The sequence below is a fragment of the Mycobacterium zoologicum genome (assembly GCF_020181635.2).
In the GTDB taxonomy this organism is placed as follows: domain Bacteria; phylum Actinomycetota; class Actinomycetes; order Mycobacteriales; family Mycobacteriaceae; genus Mycobacterium; species Mycobacterium zoologicum.
In genome coordinates, this window is sequence record NZ_JAYJJS010000023.1 from 54,153 (window position 1) to 72,305 (window position 18,153).

An 18,153-nucleotide genomic window follows, 5' to 3' on the forward strand; every position below is an offset into this window, starting at 1 on the left:
GCACCTACTGCAGCACCGAGGCGGCACGCATGTCGACGGCGAGTTCGTCGACCTCGACCGCGGTCGCCGGCACCATCGGCAGTCGCGGGTCACCGACGTCGACGCCCTGCAGTCGCAGGCCGGCCTTGACGAAGGTCACCCCGCCGGTGCGGGCCATCGCGTTGGACAGCGACGCGATCTCGACGTTGATCTTGCGCGCGATGTCGACGTCGCCGGACTGGTAGGCGGTGAGCATGTCGCGCAACTGTCCGGCGGCGAAGTGCCCGATCACGCTGACGAAGCCGGTGGCCCCCATCGCAAGCCACGGCAGGTTGAGCGCGTCATCGCCGGAGTAGTAGGCCAGGTCGGTCTCGGCCATGATCTGTGCGGCGGCGTGCAGGTCACCCTTGGCGTCCTTGATCGCGACGATGTTCGGGTGCTCGGCCAGTTCGAAGATGGTGTCCGGTGCGATCGGCACCACCGAGCGGGCCGGGATGTCGTAGAGCATCACCGGCAGGGCGCTGGCGTCGGCTACCGCGGTGAAATGCGCGAGCAGACCTGCCTGCGAGGGCCGCGAGTAGTAGGGCGTCACCACCAGCAGTCCGTGCGCGCCCACCCCGGCGCAGGCCTCGGCCAGCCGGACGCTGTGTTCGGTGTCATTGCTGCCGGCACCGGCGATGACGCGGGCCCGGTCCCCGACGGCCTCGACCACCGCGCGCAGCAGCGTGAGCTTCTCGTAGTCAGCCGTGGTGGGCGACTCACCGGTGGTCCCGGAGACCACCAGTCCGTCGCAGCCCGCGTCGACCAGGCGATTCGCCAGCCGGGCGGCGGCGTCGGTGTCCACTGAACCGTCCGCGCTGAACGGTGTCACCATCGCGGTCACAACGGTGCCCAACTGCGCCTTGGCGTCGAATCCGCTGCTGCTCACGGCGTCCAGATTACCTGGCCTTCCGCCCGGCTCAGACCTCGGTGGCCAGCGGACTGGTGGCGACTTCGGTGCCGTCCGCCAGGGCGCTGATCTGGAAGTCCCCGAATGCCGCCGGGGCCAGCGCCACCAGCTGCCGCAGGCACTCGACGGCCAGCCTGCGGATCTCGACGTCGGCATGCTCGCTGGCCCGCACCGCGATGAAGTGCCGCCATGCCCGATAATTGCCGGTCACCACGATGTGGGTCTCGGTGGCGTTGGGCAGCACCGCGCGGGCGGCCTGGCGAGCCTGCTTGCGCCGCAGCAGCGCCCCTGGTTGGTCTGCGAATTTGGCTTCCAGCCTGGCCATCAGCTCGGTGTAGACCGCGTGGCTGGCATCAGCGGCCTCGGTCAGGATCTCTTGCAGCTCCGGGTCGTCCTGGATGCCGGGCGGCACCACCACCCGCGCGTCCGGCTCGGGCACGTAGCGCTGCGACAGCTGGGAGAACGAGAAGTGCCGGTGCCGGATCAGCTCGTGAGTGGCCGACCGGGACACACCGGTGATGTAGAACGTCGCCGAGGCGTGCTCGAGCACCGAGAAGTGCCCCACGTCGATGATGTGCCTGAGGTAGGTGGCGTTGGTGGCGGTCCGCGGGTTGGGCTTCGACCAGCTCTGGTAACAGGCCCGCCCGGCGAACTCGACCAGCGCCTGGCCGCCGTCGGCGTCGGTGCTCCACGGCACGTCCGGCGGCGGAATGAAGTCGGTCTTGGCAATCAGTTGCACGCGCAGCGGCGCCTTTTCGGCCACGGCAATCACCTTAAGGCGTGCCGGCCCGGTGTCAGTGCCACCGCGCCCACTCGTAGGGCACCAGCGCGCGCAGGAAGTTCAGATCCGGGCCGGGGCGCGCGTGTACGAACAGGTCTTGCACAGGATCCGGTTCAGAACGTCAGCCGTTCGGCACCTTCGCGGCGATCTGCCCGGCGATGACCACCGCAGTGTCCTTGGGGTCCGCGCTGCAGGTGTTGACGTCGACCACGACGTTGTTGACCACGGTCAACGCCCGCCCGCAGGCCCAGCTCACGTCGTTGCCCGCATTGTCTTGGGTCGCGACCGTGCTCAACATGCCGTCGACGTTGGTGATGGGTCCGGCGGTCCAGGTGGTGCCACTCTGCAGGTGGCTGTATTCGTGGCAGGCCGGCCATTGTTGGACGGCGGCGGCGAAGACGGCGGCAGCCTGCTTGGCCGACGGAAACGCGATGACGGCCTGTTCGGCGAAGTGCTCGAAATCGTCGCCCTCGCTCAGCGCCTGTTCCCGCACCCCGGTGTAGCCGCTGTCGGCGTATACCGGTGCCTGGGCCGCACCGTCGATGGCCAGGCATTCTTGGGGCTGCATGGTGGCGCTGTCGTCCGACAGGGCGGTGTGGGTGCGGGTGACGGCCATGTCGGTCGCCGCCATGATCGGATTGATCTGCTCGGGGGTGAGCAGCAGGGCACGCAGGGCGTCCTCGGCGACGGGCACGACGGCCGTGGTGGTGGGCACCGACGATGTGGCGCTGGGCAGGACTGTTGGTTCGTGACTGCCACATCCAGCGGCCGGTATAACGCCCGCGACAACAAGCACCCACGCACCAAGAATCCGCATTCGATCACCTCGGCATCCCTGACCCCGGATCGGCGCGCCAGCCCTCAGTGTCGCCGATCAGCTCCCGGTCGCCACCCTAGCGTCGGCGCAACGGTCCTGCCAGGTCGCCGCTGCTGCCCACGGTGACCCGGCTCAGGCCCAGCCAGGACGCCATGGACTCGAGTTCGGCCACCAGCGCGTCGGCAACCCGCGGACGCGACTGCCCCCCTTCGGCGAACGCCCCGACTACGTGCAGGGCATCGTGTTGCCGGTCGGCTTTGAGGTCGACCCGCGCAACCAGCTCACCGTCCAGCAGGAACGGCCACACGTAGTAGCCGTACTGCCGCTTCGGCTCGGGCGTGTAGATCTCGATGCGGTAGTGGAAATCGAACAGCCGGTGCACGCGGGGCCGGAAGAAGATCAGCGGGTCGAACGGACACAGCAGCGCGGTACCGCGGTCGGTCCGCGGAATCGATTGCCCGGCACGCAGATACGCGGCGGCTCCCCACTCGGCGACCTGCACCGGTTCCAGCTCACCGGCGGCGACCAACTGCGCGATCGCCGGCTTGGTCTGGGCGGCTGACAGCCGGAAGTAGTCACGCAAGTCCGCCTCGGTGGCCACCCCGAGTGCACCCGCGGCCCGCAGTACCAGCTCCCGCACCGCCTCGTCGTCGTCGACCTCGCGGGCCAGCACCTGCGCCGGCAGCACGTTGGCGACCAGGTCGTAGTGCCGGGCGAAGCCGACCCGGGTGGCGGTGGTCAGCACCCCCGCGGCGAACAGCGCCTCGGCCACCCATTTGGTCTCGCTGCGATTCCACCAGGTGCCCTTGCCCCGTTTGGGCCGGCCCGCCAGGTGCTCCTCGATCTGCCCGGCGGTAGCCGGACCCAGCTCGGTCACCGCGGCGACGATCGCGTCGGCCAGTCGCGGGTTGGGCGCCACATTGCCCCACCGGCCCCGGGTGTACTGGCGCATCCGCCACCGCAGCAGCGGCCAGTCGTCGACGGCGACCAGCGCCGCCTCGTGCGCCCAGTATTCGACCAGCAGCCGCGGGGAACGTGCGCTGTGGCTCCAGGCGGCGCGGTCCAGCACCGCGCGGTCATAGCCGCCCAGCCGGCTGAACACCGGTGCGTAATGAGCACGCACCGCCACCGACACCGAGTCCATCTGCAGGACCTGGATACGCGACATCAGCCGCCTCAGGTGCGCCCGACTGACCTCGGCGCGCGGCTTGGTCTCGGCCAATCCCTGTGCGGCAACAGCGATCCGGCGCGCCTGGGCGGCCGTCAATGACGGCGTCACCGACGGTAGCTGCAGAACCGGTAACGCAGCCCCGCCGCACTGGTGAGCCACTGCCCTTTGTGCACCGACCAGCCGTCGTCGAGCGCCGGGGCCAGCGCATCGCCGCCCTGGCGTGCCAGGTCGATGTCGATCTCGGTGACTTCGCAACGGTCGGCGTCGGGCAGTGCCAGCGTGTAGATCTGCGCGCCGCCGATCACCCAGGTCTCGGCACCGGCCACCGCCGCATCCAGCGTGGGCACCACCTCGGCGCCGTCGGCGACGTAGTCGGGCTGCCGGGTCACCACCACATTGGCCCGCCCGGGCAGCGGCCGCACCTTCGCCGGCAGCGATTCCCAGGTCAGCCGGCCCATCACCACCCGGCGGCCCAGGGTGAGTTCTTTGAACCGCGCCTGGTCTTCGGGCAGCCGCCACGGGATGCCGCCGTCGCGCCCGATGACCCCGGACACCGACTGGGCCCAGATCAACGCGAGCTTGCTCATACCGCCACAGGCGCCTTGATCGCCGGGTGCGGGTCGTAGCCACGGATCTCGATGTCGTCGAACGTGTAATCGAAGATCGAATCCCGCTGCGCCAGAACAAGTTCCGGGTAAGCGCGCGGTTCGCGGGACAGCTGCTCGCGGACCTGTTCGAGGTGGTTGTCGTAGATGTGGCAGTCGCCGCCGGTCCAGACGAACTCCCCCAGACCCAACCCGGCCTGTTCGGCCATCATATGCGTGAGCAACGCATAGCTGGCGATGTTGAACGGCACCCCGAGGAACAGGTCCGCGCTGCGCTGATACAGCTGACACGACAGCCGGCCGTCGGCGACGTAGAACTGGAACAGGGCGTGGCACGGGGCCAGCGCCATCTTGTCCAGTTCGCTGACATTCCACGCCGAGACGATGATGCGCCGCGAATCCGGGTCGGTGCGCAGTAACTGGACCGCGCGCGCGATCTGGTCGATGTGCTCACCGGACGGGGTCGGCCAAGACCGCCACTGCACCCCGTAGACCGGCCCGAGATCGCCTGTCTCGGAAGCCCATTCGTCCCAAATGGTGACGCCGTTCTCGTTGAGCCAGTCGATGTTGGAGTCACCGCGCAGAAACCACAGCAGCTCGTAGATCACCGATTTGAGGTGCACCTTCTTGGTGGTGATCAGCGGAAATCCGGCGGACAGGTCATAGCGCAGCTGGTGACCGAACAGGCTGCGGGTGCCGGTACCGGTGCGGTCGGCCTTGGGGGTGCCCTGCGCCAGCACCAGCCGCAGCAGGTCCTCATACGGGGTCGCGATCGGCACGTCGCCCAGCCTAGCGGTGATCGGGCGGAGTACAACGGAAGCCATGCCCGCAATCAGCGACACCATCACCACGCCCGACGGCAGCTGCCCGGCCAAGCTGTTCACCCCCGACGGTCCGGGCCCGTGGCCCGGCGTCGTCATGTACGTCGACGCCGGGGGTGTCCGCGACACCTTCGACGGCATGGCCGCCGAGCTGGCCGGGTTCGGCTACGCCGTGCTGCTGCCCGACGTCTACTACCGCCATCCGGGCTGGGCGCCGTTCGACATGGGGACGGTATTCGGCGACGCCAAGGAGCGCGCCCGGCTGTTCTCGATGATCGGCCAGGTGACGCAGGATCGGATGGTCACCGATGCCGGGGCGTTCTTCGACTATCTGGCCGGGCGTCCGGAGGTCCGCGGTGATCGGTTCGGGGTGTGCGGCTACTGCATGGGCGGGCGTACCTCGGTGGTGGTGGCCGGGCGTGTCCCGGAGCGGGTTGCCGCAGCGGCGTCGTTCCACGGCGGTGGGTTGGTCACCGACACACCGGACAGCCCGCACCTGCTGGCCGAGAAGATGCGGGCCAGGGTATATGTGGCCGGCGCCAAGAACGACGGCGCGTTCACCAAGGCCCACGCAGCGACGCTGGACGAGGCGCTGGCCGAGGCCGGCGTTGAGCACACCGTCGAGTTCTATCCCGCCGAGCACGGCTTCGCCGTCCCCGACAACGCGCCCTATGACGCCGACGCGTCGGCCCGGCACTGGGCGGCGTTGCGCGAGGTGTTCGGCGCCGCGCTCGGCGGCTAGCCCGGGTGCAGGGCGTCCCCGAGATGGTCGGCGATCGTGACCTCACCGAACGCGGTGTCTTTGGTCTCGCGCATGACCAGCAGCGCGACAAACGAGCATGCCGCCGCCGTCGACAGGTACACACCCACCCACCGCACCCCGTGCTCGGTGGCCAGCCAGGTGGCGATGAACGGCGCCACCGCCGCGCCCAGAATGCTCGCCGCGTTGTAGGACACCCCTGAGCCGGTGTAGCGGACGTTGGGCGGGAACAGTTCGGGCAGCACCGCACTCATCGGCCCGAACGACAACCCCATCAACGCCATTCCGACGATCAGGAAGGCCAGCACCGCGCCGGTGGAACTGTCCGGCTTCAAGAACGCGCCGAAGGTGGTTCCGTACAGCACGATTCCGGAGGTGAACACCAGCAGCACCGGACGCCGGCCGTATCGATCGGCGAGCGCGCCGGTCAGCGGTAGCACCGCCATGAAGAACAGCACCGCAATCGCCTGTAGTCCAAGGAATTCCGCGTAGCTGTACCCGAGTCCGGTTCCGGCGGGTGGACGTTTGGTGGTGCCGTAGCTCAGCGTCCACGTCGTCACGGTGTAGAACAGCGTGTAGGTCGCCACCATCACCAGCGTTCCGATGATCAGCTGACGCCAATTGCCCCGGAACACCTCTGCTATCGGCGCGCTGACCCGCTGACCGCTCTCGACAGCCTGGGCGAAGACCGGAGTCTCGGTGAGTCGCAACCGAACATAGAGCCCGACGCCCACCATCACCACGCTGAGCAGAAACGGTATCCGCCAGCCCCACGCGAGAAACGGTCCGTCCTGCCCGTCGGCGGCCGGCCCGAGGCTGTGTAACAGGAAAAGGAACATCACGGTGGCGAGCAGAAAACCCAGCGGCGCGCCCAATTGCGGCCACATCCCCGCCATCGCGCGCCGGCCCGGTTTGGCGTTCTCGGTGGCCAGCAGTGCCGCACCACTCCATTCCCCGCCGAGCGCCACGCCCTGACTGAACCGCAGCACAGCCAGCAGAACCGGTGCGAGCAGACCGATCTGGTGATAGGTGGGCAGCACCCCGATCGCAAATGTGGCGACACCCATGACCAGCAACGAGGCGACCAGGGTGGTTTTGCGGCCCAGCCGATCACCGAAGTGGCCGAACAGGACCGAGCCCACCGGCCGGGCCACGAAGGCCAGGCCGAACGTCGCCAACGACGCCAGCAGCGCCACGGTCGGATTTCCCTGCGGAAAGAAGAGGTACGGAAATACCGTGACGGCCGCGGCGGCATAGACGTAGAAGTCGTAGAACTCGATGGTGGTGCCGATCATCGACGCCAGCGCGATCCTGCGGGTCATCCCCCGCTCAGATTCCCGCGTCGTCGGCAACCTTGCGGGCCTGGTGTACCAGCGCGTCGATCCAACCGGTGAGCGGCGTCCCCGACGCCGCCCGGTTCTCCGGATTGTTCAGCACCCGCCGCACGATCCCCTCGGCGATGATCGCCACCTTCCACAGACCCAGCGCGTGCCAGAACGCCAGGCTGGCCGCGTCGCGTCCGGTGCGCTCCAGATACACCCGGGCCATCTCGGCCCGGTCCGGGAAGCCGTCCAGCGTGGTTACGACGAATTCGCCGGCGATGTGCTCCTCACCGGCCTGCGGCCAGTACGCCAACAGACTGCCCATGTCGGCCAGCGGATCACCGAGGGTGGACAGCTCCCAGTCCAGCACCGCGGTGACCGCACCACCGGCACGCGAGGTGATCACGTTGCGAATGTGGAAGTCGCCGTGCACCAGTGTCAGTTCGTGCTGCGGCGGCGCCGCGGCAACCAGCCGCCGGGTCAGGTCGTCGAGTGCGGGCAACTCGCGGGTCTTGGACAGCTCCCATTGCCCGGACCAACGCTTGAGCTGACGTTGGGCGTACGGTTTGTGGCTGGCCAAGTCGTCCAGGCCGACCTTGTCGATGTCGACGGCATGGATCTTGACCAGTGTCTCCACCATGGACAGCGCGATCTGGCGGCGGCGCTGCGGCGTAAGCGATTCGGCCACCGACATCCGATCGACCACCACCCCGTCGACGTATTCCATCAACAGCAGCGGCACGTCCTCGGCATCGCGGGTGAGCCCGTACACCCGCGGAGAGGGCACATCGGCCTCCTGCAGGGCGGTCAGGATCCTCGCCTCCCGGGCGACGTCGTGAGCCGATGCCAGCAGTTGCCCCATCGGCGGCCGCCGCAGCACCCATCGGTGGTCGGCCGCGTCGCAGACCAGATAGGTCAGGTTCGACTGACCGATACCGATCCGCTCGAAGCTGAGCGGGCGCGTGACCGGTATACCCAGCTGTGCAATCCAGCGCGCGACCATCACCGGGTCCACGCCGACCACGTCAGCCATCAGCGCCCGACCTGAATGCCGCAGCGCCGCCGAGGAGTTGGCCGCCGTCGATCACCAGTGTCTGGCCGGTGATCCAACTCGCCGCGTCCGAAGCCAGGAAGGCGACCGCCTCGGCGATGTCGACAGGCTCACCGATCCGGCCCAGCGGCATCGCCGCGGCCATGCCGTCCTCGTTCTCCTTCCAGAGGATCTCGGCCAGCTTGGTCCGCACCACACCGGGGCAGACGGCATTGACCCGCACGCCCGGTGAGAGTTCCAGCGCGAGTTGTTTGGTGATGTGGATCAGCGCGGCCTTGGTGGCGTTGTACATGCCCATCAATGGCGCCGAGCTCATCCCGCCGATGGAGGCCGTGTTCACCACCGTGCCGCCGTGTTCGCCCATCCATTCCTTGACTGCGAGCGACGTCCACAGCAACGGACCCCACAGGTTGACGTCGAAGATCTTGGCGAACCGGGCGTGGTCCTGGTCGATCAACGGGCCGAAGGCCGGGTTGGTGCCGGCATTGTTGACCAGGATGTCGACGCTGCCGAAGCGCTCCATGGTGAGGTCGATGCAATTCCGCGCGGCGCCGTCTTCGGCGACGTGCGCGGCCACCCCGATTGCGTTGCCGTTGACCTGAGCTGCGGCGGCGTCGGCGCTTTCCTGGTCCCGGGAGGTGAGCACCACGTTGGCGCCCGCTTCGGCCAGCCGCTGCCCGATCGCCAACCCGATCCCGCGCGATGCGCCGGTGACGATCGCGGTGCGTCCCTTCAGATCTGTCATCGGACGTCCTGGAGGTATTTGCGGAGTTCCTGCCGGGCGATCGCGCGTTTGTGTACCTCGTCGGGGCCGTCGGCGAGTCGCAGCGTGCGTAGGTGCGCCCAGAACGCGGCCAGCGGGAAGTCTTCGGTGACGCCGCCTGCGCCGTGCACTTGGATCGCCCGGTCAACGATGGTCAACGCGATGTTCGGTGCGGCCACCTTGATCGCGGCGATCTCGACCTGGGCGGCCTTGTTGCCGACGGTATCCATCAGATAGGCCGCCTTGAGCGTGAGCAGCCGGATCATCTCGATGTCGATGCGTGCCTCGGCGATCCAGTCGCGGATGTTGGAGTTGGCACTGATCGGCTTGCCGAATGCGATCCGCGAATTCGCCCGCCGGCACATCAGTTCCAGTGCCCGCTCGGCCATGCCGATACAGCGCATGCAGTGGTGGATGCGCCCCGGACCGAGGCGGGCCTGGGCGATCGCGAAGCCCTCCCCCTCGCCCTTGAGCACATCCTTGGCCGGTACCCGGACGTCTTTGAAATCGATCTCGGCGTGGCCTTCGCGGTCCTGGTAGCCGAAGACTGTCAACCCGCGCATGACCGTGACGCCGGGCGCATCGATGGGCACCACCATCATCGACTGCTGCCGGTGGGTGGCTGCGTCGGGATCGGTCTTGCCCATCACGATCATCACTTTGCAGTTGGCGTGCAATGCATTGGACGCGAACCACTTCCGTCCGTTGAGGATGTAATCGCCGGTTGCGCCGTCCTTGGCCATCGACAGCTGCACGTTGGTGGCATCCGAGGACGCCACCTGCGGCTCGGTCATGGCGAACGCGGAACGGATGGTGCCGTCCAGCAGCGGCTTGAGGTATTTCTCCTTGTGTTCGTCGCTGCCGAACAGCGTGAACACCTCCATGTTGCCGGTGTCGGGTGCACCGCAGTTGGTCGACTCCGGGGCCAGGTGCGGGCTGCGGCCCATGATCTCGGCCAGCGGCGCGTATTCCAGGTTGGTCAACCCCGGGCCCCACTCGGCGTGCGGGTGGAAAAGGTTCCACAGACCGCGTTTGCGTGCCTCGGCTTTGAGGTCCTCGATGATCGGCGGCTGAAAGTGCGGGTCGCCCGACTCCGCCATCTGCTTCTCGTAGACCGGCTCGGCCGGGTAGATATGGCTGTCCATGAATTCGAGCAGGTCGGCCCGAATCTTGTTGGCACGTTCGGATGTTTCAAACAGCGACATGCGGATTCCTTTCAGTTGCCCAGCAGGCTTCGCTGGTAGCGGCGCATGCCGCGCAGCCAGCGGTCATAGTCGGTTCCCTTGAACCGGTACATCTCCAGCACCGCGGGATGCGGCAGGATCAGGAAGCGTTCGTCGTCGACTGCGGCGAGCACTTCCTGGGCGACGGCGTCGGGTTCGAGCACCTCGCCGGCCGCGGTGACCGCCCGGGTCGCAAGGTCGCCCACCGGGTCACCGGATTGCGCACCGGCGAACAGCAGCTTGGTGTTCACACCCATCGGGCACAGGCAGCTGACCCGTATCCCCTGATCGCCGTAGGTGATGTTGAGCCATTCGGCGAATCCGACCGCGGCGTGCTTGGTGACGGCGTAGGCGGCTCCGCCGAGTTGGGTGAGCAGTCCGGCGGCCGACGCGGTCGAGACGAAATAGCCCGCGCCGCGCTGCACCCAACCGGGCACCAGCAGCTGCGCCGCCCGGATGTGGGAGCGCAGGTTGACGTCGATGGCCTGGTCCCAGTCACCGTCGGTGGCCTCCAGTCCCGGAGCACCGGTGATGCCGGCATTGGCGAAGTACATGTCGACGGGCCCGAAGTGGCGCTCGGCGAGTTCGATCAGTGTCCGGATCACCTCGGTGTCGGAAACGTCGCCGCCGGCGGCGACCGCCGCGCCCGCCACGGACACGTTGATCTGATCGGCCACCACCGTTGCGGCTTCGATGTCGAGGTCGGCCACCACCACCCGGGCCCCGGCACGGGCCAGCGCCGTCGCTACCGCCCCACCGATACCGCCTCCGCCGCCGGTGACGATCGCGACCCGTTCGGCAACCTTCATGGGCAAGTCCCTATCACTCGAGTTGAATCCGAATTCATCTTGAGGGCGTTGGCCCACAATCTGGTGACGGTGTCGACAACGGCGTCGAAGTCCACACCCTCGGACCCCTCCCCGCCCACGAAGATGCCGTACGCCAACCGGCTGACCATCCCCGACAACGCCTGCGAGGCCAGCAACGGGTCCACCCCGGCGGCGGCGATGCCGCGCTGCTGCAGGTCGGCGATCCCGGCGGCGTTGCGCTGGATGAACGCATCGGCACGGCGGGCCCGGAAGGCCCGGAACTTGGGATCGATCTGGGCCACCTGTTCGAGCAGTCCCATCAACTTGGCGTTGCGCCGATAGGCCTCCAGGTAGGCCCGGTTACTGGCCTCCAGCACCGCATACGGTTCATCGGTGTCGCTGACCCGGCCCATCCCCGGATGCATCATGTCCTGCTGGGCCTGCTCGAGAACCGCGGCGAAGATCTCGTCCTTGTTGGTGAAGTAGGTGTAGAACGAGCCGGTCGCGCAACCGGCAACCTTGGCGATCTCGGTCAGCTTGGCGTCGAGATAGCCGTCGCGCTCGAACACCCTGCGGGCCGCGGCGACCAGCGCCGCCCGGGTGCGTGCTCCGCGCACCGTCGCCGGCATCTGGCGAGGGGGCACGGCAGGCACGGACTCCACCCCGGCAGCTTAGCTGAATCCGACGTCAAGTTCATCCCACTCTCCGGAAGAATTCGGCAGTGACTCGACACCGCGCAGCCTGCGCTCGATGGCGCGGGTCCGCAGGCCCGCGCTCTCGATGGTGTTGCGGGCCTGATCGAGCTGCTTGCGGGTCTTCTCCAGGACTGCCGCGAACTTGCCGAACTCGGTCTTGACCGCGCCGAGCACCTGCCACACCTCGGAGCTGCGCTGCTCGATCGCCAGCGTGCGAAACCCCATCCGCAGACTGTTGAGCAGCGCCGCCAACGTGGTCGGCCCGGCCAGAGTGACCTTGTATTTGGCCTGTATCCGTTCGAACAGGCCGGGCTGGCGCAGCACCTCGGCGTACAGACTCTCGGTGGCCAGGAACAGGATCGCGAAGTCAGTGGTGTGTGGCGGCGCGAGGTACTTGTCGCAGATGTCGCCGGCCTCGGCCTCGATCCGCCGGATCAGAGCCTGTCGCGCAGCGGCCTCCCCCGCGATGTCGGCGCACTCCTGCGCGTCGAGGAGGCGCTCGAAGTCCTCACGCGGAAACTTCGCGTCGATCGGCAGCAGCACCTCAGCGGCATCCGACCCGCCGGGCAGCCGAATCGCGAACTCCACCCGCGCATTCGAGCCGGGCACCGTCACGGCATTGGTTAGGTACTGCTCCGGCGTCAGCGTCTCGGCCAGCAGGGCTGCCAGTTGCGCCTCCCCGAAGATGCCGCGGGTCTTCACGTTGGACAGCACCCGCTTGAGGTCACCGACCCCGGTGGCCAGGCTCTGCATCTCACCGAGGCCGCGCTGCACGGCCTCGAGACGCTCGGAGATCTGGGTGAAGGATTGCGCCAGCCGGGTTTCCAGGGTGGCTTGCAGCTTCTCGTCCACCGTGGCGCGCATCTTCTCCAGCTGCCGGTCCAGGACGTAGCCCTGCTTCTCCTGGGCCTCCTGGAGGCCGGCGCCGAAACGGTGCAGGGTCTGCTGCCACTGGTGGAATGCCTGCGCGAGCTCGGCCCGCCCGGCGTGCTGTTCTTCGCGCAGGGTGCGCTCCACCCGTTCGTTGTCGGCGCGCAACGCCGCGAGCTGCTCGGGTGCCATCGCCGCGCCGCCGGGACGCAGCAGGACCATGAGCTGGAGGATCACCGCCAGCATGGCCAGAGCGGTCAGGAGGATCAGCAGGGCTGTGTCCATGGGCGCACCGTAGCGCGACCCTCTGACATCACCCGTCAGGCAGCCGCGCGATCCACGCCCGCGTGTCCGCCGGGTCGATGACGTCGTCGAGTTCGAACGTCATTGCAGCGCTCAGCGCGCGCCCGCGCCGGTAGGCCGCCGCAACCAGGTCGTCGAAGAGCTTCTGCCGCTGCTGCGGGTCAGCGATCTCGGACAGCTCCTTGCGGAAGCCGAGCCGCACCGCGCCTTCCAACCCCATCCCGCCGATCTCGCCGGTCGGCCAGGCGACGGTGAACTGCGGGGCGTGAAACGACCCGCCGGCCATCGCCATGGCGCCCAGTCCATAGCCCTTACGCAGCACGATCATGCCCATCGGCACCGTCAGTCGTGCTCCGGCGATGAACATCCGACTGAACCGGCGCACGGTGGCGTCGCGTTCGGCGTCGGGGCCGACCATGAAACCCGGTGTGTCGCACAGGGTCAGCACCGGCAGCCGGAACGACTCGCACAGCGTCAGATGGTCAGCCGCCTTGTCGGCCGCCTCCGCGTCGATGGCACCACCGAGATGACGGCTGTTGTTGGCCAGGAGTCCGTAGGCGACGCCATGCACCCGCACCAGTGCGGTGACGATCCCGACTCCGTAGTCGGACCGCAGTTCCAGCACCGAATCGACGTCGACGATCGCTTCGATGGCCCGGCGCACGTCGTAGGCCCGTAACCGGTTCTGCGGCACCACATGCCGGGACAGCCGCGGGTCGGGCGCGCGCCAGTCGGTGGCCGCGCCATGAAAGTAGGACAGATAACGTTTGGCCAGCGTCACCGCATCGACCTCGTCGGCCGCGGCCAGGCCCACCACCCCGTTGCGGCGCTGCACCCCGATCGGCCCGATCTCCTCGGGTGCGAAGACCCCCAGCCCGCCGCCTTCGATCATGGCCGGACCACCCATGCCGATGTTGGCCTCCGGGGTCGCGATGATCACGTCGCACGCCCCGGCCAACGCCGCGTTACCGGCAAAACAGCGACCAGACACGATGGCCACCAGCGGAACTCGGCCGTTCAATGCGGCCAGCGACCGAAACGTCATGAGATCGAGCCCGGCCATGCCCGCGACATCGGTATCCCCGGGACGCCCACCGCCGCCTTCGGCGAACAGCACCACGGGCAGCTTTCGGCGGGCCGCGACCTCGAACAGCCGATCCGTCTTGACGTGATTGCGCATACCCTGGGTGCCGGCCAGCACGGTGTAGTCGTAGGAGGCCACTGCCACCGGTACCGCGTCGATGGTCGCCAGTCCGGCAACCAGCCCGTCGGCCGGTGTGTTGACGATCAGGTCCTCATCTGAGCGCCGGCTGCGCTGCGCTGCCACCGCCAGCGCCCCGTATTCGACGAAACTGTCTGCGTCGACCAGATCGGCGATGTTCTCCCGGGCAGTGCGCCGGCCCAGCCCGTGTCGTTTGGCGACCACCTCGGGTCGGCCTTCGTCCCGGGTGAGGCGGTGCCGGTCGGCGACCTCGTCGAGGTCGGCTCGTGGAGAATCGAGCGCCGGGCCCGCATCGGCCCCCTCCGCGGACTGCTCGTCGCTTGCCACGAACACCAGCACGGGTTCGCGCGCGTTCACGACCTGCCCCGGGTCGACCAGCGTGCGCAGGGTGCGGGTGCCGGCGGGAGCGGCGAGCACGTGCTGCATCTTCATCGCCTCCAGCACGACGCCGTCGGGTCCGGCCTCGACGATCGTGCCTGCCATGGGCGCGCGGAGAAGCTGCTCGCCGGGCCGGTACTCCTCGATGTCGGGCCTCAGGTCTCCCACCAGCGTGGGCAACTGCCGGTCCAGCCACCCCGTCGTGACCGACCCGGAGGCCAGGTCATCGTGAGCCAGAATGGCCTGCAGCAGTCCGATATTGGTGCCGATGCCCGTGATGGCGAACTCCGCCAGCGCAGTTCGCGCCTTGCGCAGCGCGGTGGCGAGCGAGTCGCCGTGGACGTGGGTGATCACCTTGGCCAGCAGCGGGTCGTAGCGGGCGCCGATTCTCAGCCCCGGGCGCGCATAGGCGTCGACTCGCACCCCGGGCCCACTCGGTGGCGTGAACGCCGACACGGTGCCGGTCGATTCGGTGTTGACCCGGCATTGGACTGCGATCCCTCGCGCCTCGGTCGACAGCGCCATGTCCCCCAGCGCAGCGCCCTCGGCGATCTGGAACTGCACGGCCACCAGATCCAGTCCGGTGACCGCCTCGGTGACGGTGTGTTCCAGCTGGATTCGTGGGTTGACCTCAAGGAAGACGAACCGGTCGGGTGTGACCAGGAACTCCACGGTCGCCAGGCCCCGATATCCGACGTCGACGCAGAGTCGGACGGCCGCGTCGTACAGCGCGTCGCGCAGCTCGCTGGAAATTCCTGGCGCGGGGGCGATCTCGATCAGCTTCTGATAGCGCCGCTGAATGCTGCAGTCGCGGTCGCCCACCGCAAGGGCGTGCACCCCGTCAGCGATGATCTGCACCTCGATGTGGCGTGCGGCGTCGATGATCTCTTCGGCGAACACCTCCGCGGCACCGAACCCGAGACGGGCCTCTGCGGCGCACCACCGGTAGGCGTCCTCGATCTGACCGGCGTCGCGGACCGTGCGAATCCCCCGCCCTCCGCCTCCGGCGAGCGCCTTGAGCATGATCCCGCCGGGGTGGGCGCCGAGAAACTCGCGGATCTGCCCGACGGTGCCCGCACCTTCGGTGGCCGCGGGCACCGGCAGACCTGCCTTGACCGCGGCCCGCCGCGCCGCCGACTTGTCACCGAAGACGGCGAGCACCTCGGGTCCGGGTCCGAGGACAATGAGTCCCGCTGCGGCAGCGGCCCGCGCGAATTCGGCGCTCTCCGACAGGAATCCATATCCGGGATGGATCAGGGCGGCATCGGACTTCGCCGCTGCGGCCAAGACGGCCGCGACGTCGAGGTAGGCGGCCGGACCGGTGCCGGGCAGGCCGACGGCGACGTCGGCTGCCGATACGTGCGGGCTGTCCACGTCGTCCTCGGCATAGACGGCGGCCGAGGAAAAGCCCAATTCGGTTGCGGTGCGGATGATCCGCAACGCGATCTCACCACGGTTGGCGATCAATACCGTTTTCGTCACAGCAGCAGTGGTATTCAACGCAGCGGGGCACCCCACCGCACCCGCTGACGCAGGTGACCCTTGAGCACCTTCCCGCTGGCAGTGCGGGGCAGCGCGTCGGCATGGATCGTGATGTATTGCGGAACTTTGAAGTCCGCCAATTCTGTGCGGCAGTGCTCAAGCACCGCGGCGACGTCGAGGTCATCGCCCACCAGCACCGCGCCGACCTTCTCGCCCATCACGTCGTCGGGTACCGCCAGCACGCAGGCATCGGCGACCCCTGGTGCCGACAGCAGCGCGGCCTCCACCTCGACGCTGGAGATGTTCTCGCCGCCGCGGATGATGATGTCCTTGAGCCGATCGATGATGTGCACCCGGCCGGCGTCGTCGACGCGCACCACGTCGCCGGTGTGCAGCCACCCATCGATGATGGTGGCGGCGGTGGCCTCCGGGCGATTCCAGTAGCCGCGCATCACATTCGCGCCGCGCACCACCAGTTCCCCGACACCCGCCTCCTCGCCCAGCGGGGCGATGCCGATGTCACCCGAGGGCACCGCGTAGCCGACCGAGTCCGCGTGCTCGACCGCCTCGCCATCGGGCAGCACCGTCATGAGAGAGGCGGTCTCGGTCATACCGTAGCCGTTGAACACCGTTGCCGCACCGAAGGCGTCGCGCAGCGCGCGCACCAGTACCGGTGCCGTCGGGGCCCCGCCGTAGCCGACCCACCGCACCCCTGACACGTCGGCGTGTGCGAACTCGGGGTGCCGCAGCAGCAGGGCGTACACCGCGGGAACGGTGATCATCGACGAAATCCGTTGCCCAGAAAGAACAGTGACCAATTCCGGAAGGTTCAGTTCCGGCATGATCACCGCCGCACCACCGGCATAGGCGGCGGTCAGCAGCTGCGAGTTGCATCCGGTGACGTGGAACAGTGGAACCGAGATCAACGTGCGCAACTGCTCACCGACCTGGCGGGACTGGCCCATGGAGCGCACCATGTTCTCGGCGTTGGTCAGGAAGGCCTGGTGGGTGGTGGGCACGCCCTTGGGACGCCCGGTGGTTCCGGAGGTGTAGAACAGCGCGGCGGCGTCGGCCTGCTCGAGCCCGTCGGCCACGTAGGGCTGGCCGTCGGGAAGTGCGGTGCCGGGTCCCAGGTCCACCCGCACCCCGGCGTCGCCCAGCACGAAGTCGACCTCCGGTGCGGCCGAACGGATATTGACGGCCACCGGAATACCGCCGGCCATCAGTGTTCCCCAGAACGCCAGCACCCAGTCCAGCCCCGCCGGATAGCGCACCGCGACCCGGTCACCGCGCCCAAGGCCCTGCTGGCGCAGACCGCCGGCCACCCGGGCCGCCCGCTGCCACAGCTGCCGGTAGGTCAGCGACCCTGCGCCCAATTCGACCACGGCTTCGCTGTCCGGCCGCTGCTCGGCCTGTTCTGCCAGGACGTTGAGCAGGGTCGCGGGCAGCTGCTCGTAGCGCGGGACGCCGTTGCCATCGCGCACCACCCCGGCGGACGGAAAAGGGTTGTGACTGCGTGCAATCTCGATGACGTCTGCCATGAACAGCCCTTCCTCACCGGGCCTGTCGGCGATGCGCCAGGCTGCGAATCGTCCCGCGCAGCGCATAACCGGCGGTCAGCACGCACGCCAGAATCAGCACCACGAACATGGGCAACCAGTTGCCGCGCTCATGGCTGATGTGCCACCAGACGTAGGTGAACAACAGCGAACACACGAACAGCACCAGGTCACGCCAATTGCCCTGATACGACAGCGCCGCGGTCCGCAATGCCCGGTTGCGGTCGGACGCCGCGACCAGGTCGTCGATCCGCTCGTCGACGGTGCGCTGCAGACGCGCCCGACGCTCCACCTGATCGGCCGGGATCCGGTCCAGCAGATCGAGGTCCTGTTTGATCAGGCCACGCAGGTCCGGGCCCTTGAACTGACCGGCGGCCGCGGTGACCAGGGCTCCACCGAACACCGGTGCGGCACCCAGCGCCATGCTCAGCAAGGTGGGCATCGTCGTGTCGCTCCTTTCGCGCTACCTACTCGGGTCACCCTACGACCTAGCCGAGCTTTTAAGCGGCCTGTCGGAGATCCGTGTATAGTCGAATATATGTGGCGCTCCACGGGTTTTCGTGGGCGCTTTTCTGCTGTTCAGGGCGGTTTCC

The 18,153-nt window shown here is 68.2% G+C and carries 17 protein-coding genes; 1 reads left to right on the forward strand and 16 read right to left on the reverse strand.

The features are described from left to right. Positions 1-4 precede the first annotated feature (4 nt). From dapA to K6T84_RS17655, 6 genes are all read right to left on the reverse strand, one after another. Positions 5-907 (reverse strand): 4-hydroxy-tetrahydrodipicolinate synthase, encoded by a 903-nt coding sequence (gene dapA / locus K6T84_RS17630; protein ID WP_225400262.1) that lies wholly within the window; start codon positions 905-907, stop codon positions 5-7. A 31-nt stretch (positions 908-938) separates the two neighbouring features. Then, positions 939-1,691 (reverse strand): FAD-dependent thymidylate synthase, encoded by a 753-nt coding sequence (gene thyX / locus K6T84_RS17635; protein ID WP_224861045.1) that lies wholly within the window; start codon positions 1,689-1,691, stop codon positions 939-941. 139 nt (positions 1,692-1,830) lie between these two features. After that, positions 1,831-2,526, reverse strand: coding sequence for a sensor domain-containing protein (locus K6T84_RS17640; protein ID WP_329786712.1), 696 nt, complete (start codon positions 2,524-2,526; stop codon positions 1,831-1,833). 76 nt (positions 2,527-2,602) lie between these two features. Beyond that, on the reverse strand, positions 2,603-3,805 hold the full coding sequence (locus tag K6T84_RS17645) for a winged helix-turn-helix domain-containing protein (protein ID WP_224861049.1): 1,203 nt from the start codon (positions 3,803-3,805) through the stop codon (positions 2,603-2,605). Next, the gene (locus K6T84_RS17650; RefSeq protein ID WP_224861051.1) at positions 3,802-4,284 is read right to left on the reverse strand and encodes a dihydrofolate reductase; all 483 of its coding nucleotides are present in this window, start codon (positions 4,282-4,284) and stop codon (positions 3,802-3,804) included. The genes K6T84_RS17645 and K6T84_RS17650 overlap by 4 nt, the downstream gene beginning before the upstream one ends. Further along, positions 4,281-5,081, reverse strand: a complete 801-nt coding sequence (locus K6T84_RS17655) for a thymidylate synthase (protein ID WP_224861053.1) — start codon at positions 5,079-5,081, stop codon at positions 4,281-4,283. The genes K6T84_RS17650 and K6T84_RS17655 overlap by 4 nt, the downstream gene beginning before the upstream one ends. Before the next feature lie 43 nt (positions 5,082-5,124). On the opposite strand from K6T84_RS17655, the gene K6T84_RS17660 reads away from it, so the two are divergent. After that, positions 5,125-5,865 carry a dienelactone hydrolase family protein gene (locus K6T84_RS17660; protein WP_224861054.1) on the forward strand — a complete coding sequence of 247 codons (741 nt, stop codon included), beginning with the start codon at positions 5,125-5,127 and terminating at the stop codon, positions 5,863-5,865. Here the strand turns inward: K6T84_RS17660 and K6T84_RS17665 are convergent. Genes K6T84_RS17665 through K6T84_RS17710 form a run of 10 tightly spaced genes read right to left on the reverse strand, consistent with a single transcriptional unit; the run spans position 5,862 to position 18,002 of the window. After that, on the reverse strand, positions 5,862-7,205 hold the full coding sequence (locus K6T84_RS17665) for an MFS transporter (RefSeq protein WP_225400263.1): 1,344 nt from the start codon (positions 7,203-7,205) through the stop codon (positions 5,862-5,864). The genes K6T84_RS17660 and K6T84_RS17665 overlap by 4 nt on opposite strands. A gap of 7 nt (positions 7,206-7,212) precedes the next feature. Then, on the reverse strand, positions 7,213-8,238 hold the full coding sequence (locus K6T84_RS17670) for a phosphotransferase family protein (RefSeq protein WP_224861058.1): 1,026 nt from the start codon (positions 8,236-8,238) through the stop codon (positions 7,213-7,215). Next, positions 8,231-9,001: an SDR family oxidoreductase gene (locus K6T84_RS17675; protein ID WP_225400264.1), complete on the reverse strand. Its 771-nt coding sequence runs from the start codon at positions 8,999-9,001 to the stop codon at positions 8,231-8,233. Before K6T84_RS17675 ends, K6T84_RS17670 begins: the two co-directional genes overlap by 8 nt. Then, positions 8,998-10,224 carry an acyl-CoA dehydrogenase family protein gene (locus K6T84_RS17680; RefSeq protein WP_224861062.1) on the reverse strand — a complete coding sequence of 409 codons (1,227 nt, stop codon included), beginning with the start codon at positions 10,222-10,224 and terminating at the stop codon, positions 8,998-9,000. The genes K6T84_RS17675 and K6T84_RS17680 overlap by 4 nt, the downstream gene beginning before the upstream one ends. An 11-nt stretch (positions 10,225-10,235) precedes the next feature. Beyond that, positions 10,236-11,051: an SDR family oxidoreductase gene (locus K6T84_RS17685; RefSeq protein WP_224861064.1), complete on the reverse strand. Its 816-nt coding sequence runs from the start codon at positions 11,049-11,051 to the stop codon at positions 10,236-10,238. After that, positions 11,048-11,680 (reverse strand): TetR/AcrR family transcriptional regulator, encoded by a 633-nt coding sequence (locus tag K6T84_RS17690; protein ID WP_224865839.1) that lies wholly within the window; start codon positions 11,678-11,680, stop codon positions 11,048-11,050. The genes K6T84_RS17685 and K6T84_RS17690 overlap by 4 nt, the downstream gene beginning before the upstream one ends. A gap of 42 nt (positions 11,681-11,722) precedes the next feature. Then, positions 11,723-12,901, reverse strand: coding sequence for a DNA recombination protein RmuC (locus tag K6T84_RS17695; RefSeq protein ID WP_225400265.1), 1,179 nt, complete (start codon positions 12,899-12,901; stop codon positions 11,723-11,725). Between the two features lie 28 nt (positions 12,902-12,929). After that, positions 12,930-16,001, reverse strand: coding sequence for an acetyl-CoA carboxylase family protein (locus K6T84_RS17700; protein WP_225400266.1), 3,072 nt, complete (start codon positions 15,999-16,001; stop codon positions 12,930-12,932). Between the two features lie 14 nt (positions 16,002-16,015). Beyond that, complete coding sequence (locus tag K6T84_RS17705) at positions 16,016-17,542, reverse strand: class I adenylate-forming enzyme family protein (RefSeq protein ID WP_225400267.1); 1,527 nt, start codon at positions 17,540-17,542, stop codon at positions 16,016-16,018. 13 nt (positions 17,543-17,555) lie between these two features. Continuing rightward, positions 17,556-18,002 carry a hypothetical protein gene (locus K6T84_RS17710; RefSeq protein WP_224861072.1) on the reverse strand — a complete coding sequence of 149 codons (447 nt, stop codon included), beginning with the start codon at positions 18,000-18,002 and terminating at the stop codon, positions 17,556-17,558. Between the last annotated feature and the right edge of the window lie 151 nt (positions 18,003-18,153).

Excerpts from the sequence above, each read along its gene's own strand:
- K6T84_RS17640 (WP_329786712.1), bottom strand. The coding sequence starts at position 2,526 with ATGCGGATTCTTGGTGCGTGGGTGCTTGTTGTCGCGGGCGTTATACCG.
- K6T84_RS17650 (WP_224861051.1), bottom strand. The coding sequence starts at position 4,284 with ATGAGCAAGCTCGCGTTGATCTGGGCCCAGTCGGTGTCCGGGGTCATC.
- K6T84_RS17660 (WP_224861054.1), top strand. The coding sequence starts at position 5,125 with ATGCCCGCAATCAGCGACACCATCACCACGCCCGACGGCAGCTGCCCG.
- K6T84_RS17665 (WP_225400263.1), bottom strand. The coding sequence starts at position 7,205 with ATGACCCGCAGGATCGCGCTGGCGTCGATGATCGGCACCACCATCGAG.
- K6T84_RS17670 (WP_224861058.1), bottom strand. The coding sequence starts at position 8,238 with ATGGCTGACGTGGTCGGCGTGGACCCGGTGATGGTCGCGCGCTGGATT.
- K6T84_RS17675 (WP_225400264.1), bottom strand. The coding sequence starts at position 9,001 with ATGACAGATCTGAAGGGACGCACCGCGATCGTCACCGGCGCATCGCGC.
- K6T84_RS17680 (WP_224861062.1), bottom strand. The coding sequence starts at position 10,224 with ATGTCGCTGTTTGAAACATCCGAACGTGCCAACAAGATTCGGGCCGAC.
- K6T84_RS17685 (WP_224861064.1), bottom strand. The coding sequence starts at position 11,051 with ATGAAGGTTGCCGAACGGGTCGCGATCGTCACCGGCGGCGGAGGCGGT.
- K6T84_RS17690 (WP_224865839.1), bottom strand. The coding sequence starts at position 11,680 with ATGCCGGCGACGGTGCGCGGAGCACGCACCCGGGCGGCGCTGGTCGCC.
- K6T84_RS17695 (WP_225400265.1), bottom strand. The coding sequence starts at position 12,901 with ATGGACACAGCCCTGCTGATCCTCCTGACCGCTCTGGCCATGCTGGCG.
- K6T84_RS17705 (WP_225400267.1), bottom strand. The coding sequence starts at position 17,542 with ATGGCAGACGTCATCGAGATTGCACGCAGTCACAACCCTTTTCCGTCC.
- K6T84_RS17710 (WP_224861072.1), bottom strand. The coding sequence starts at position 18,002 with ATGCCCACCTTGCTGAGCATGGCGCTGGGTGCCGCACCGGTGTTCGGT.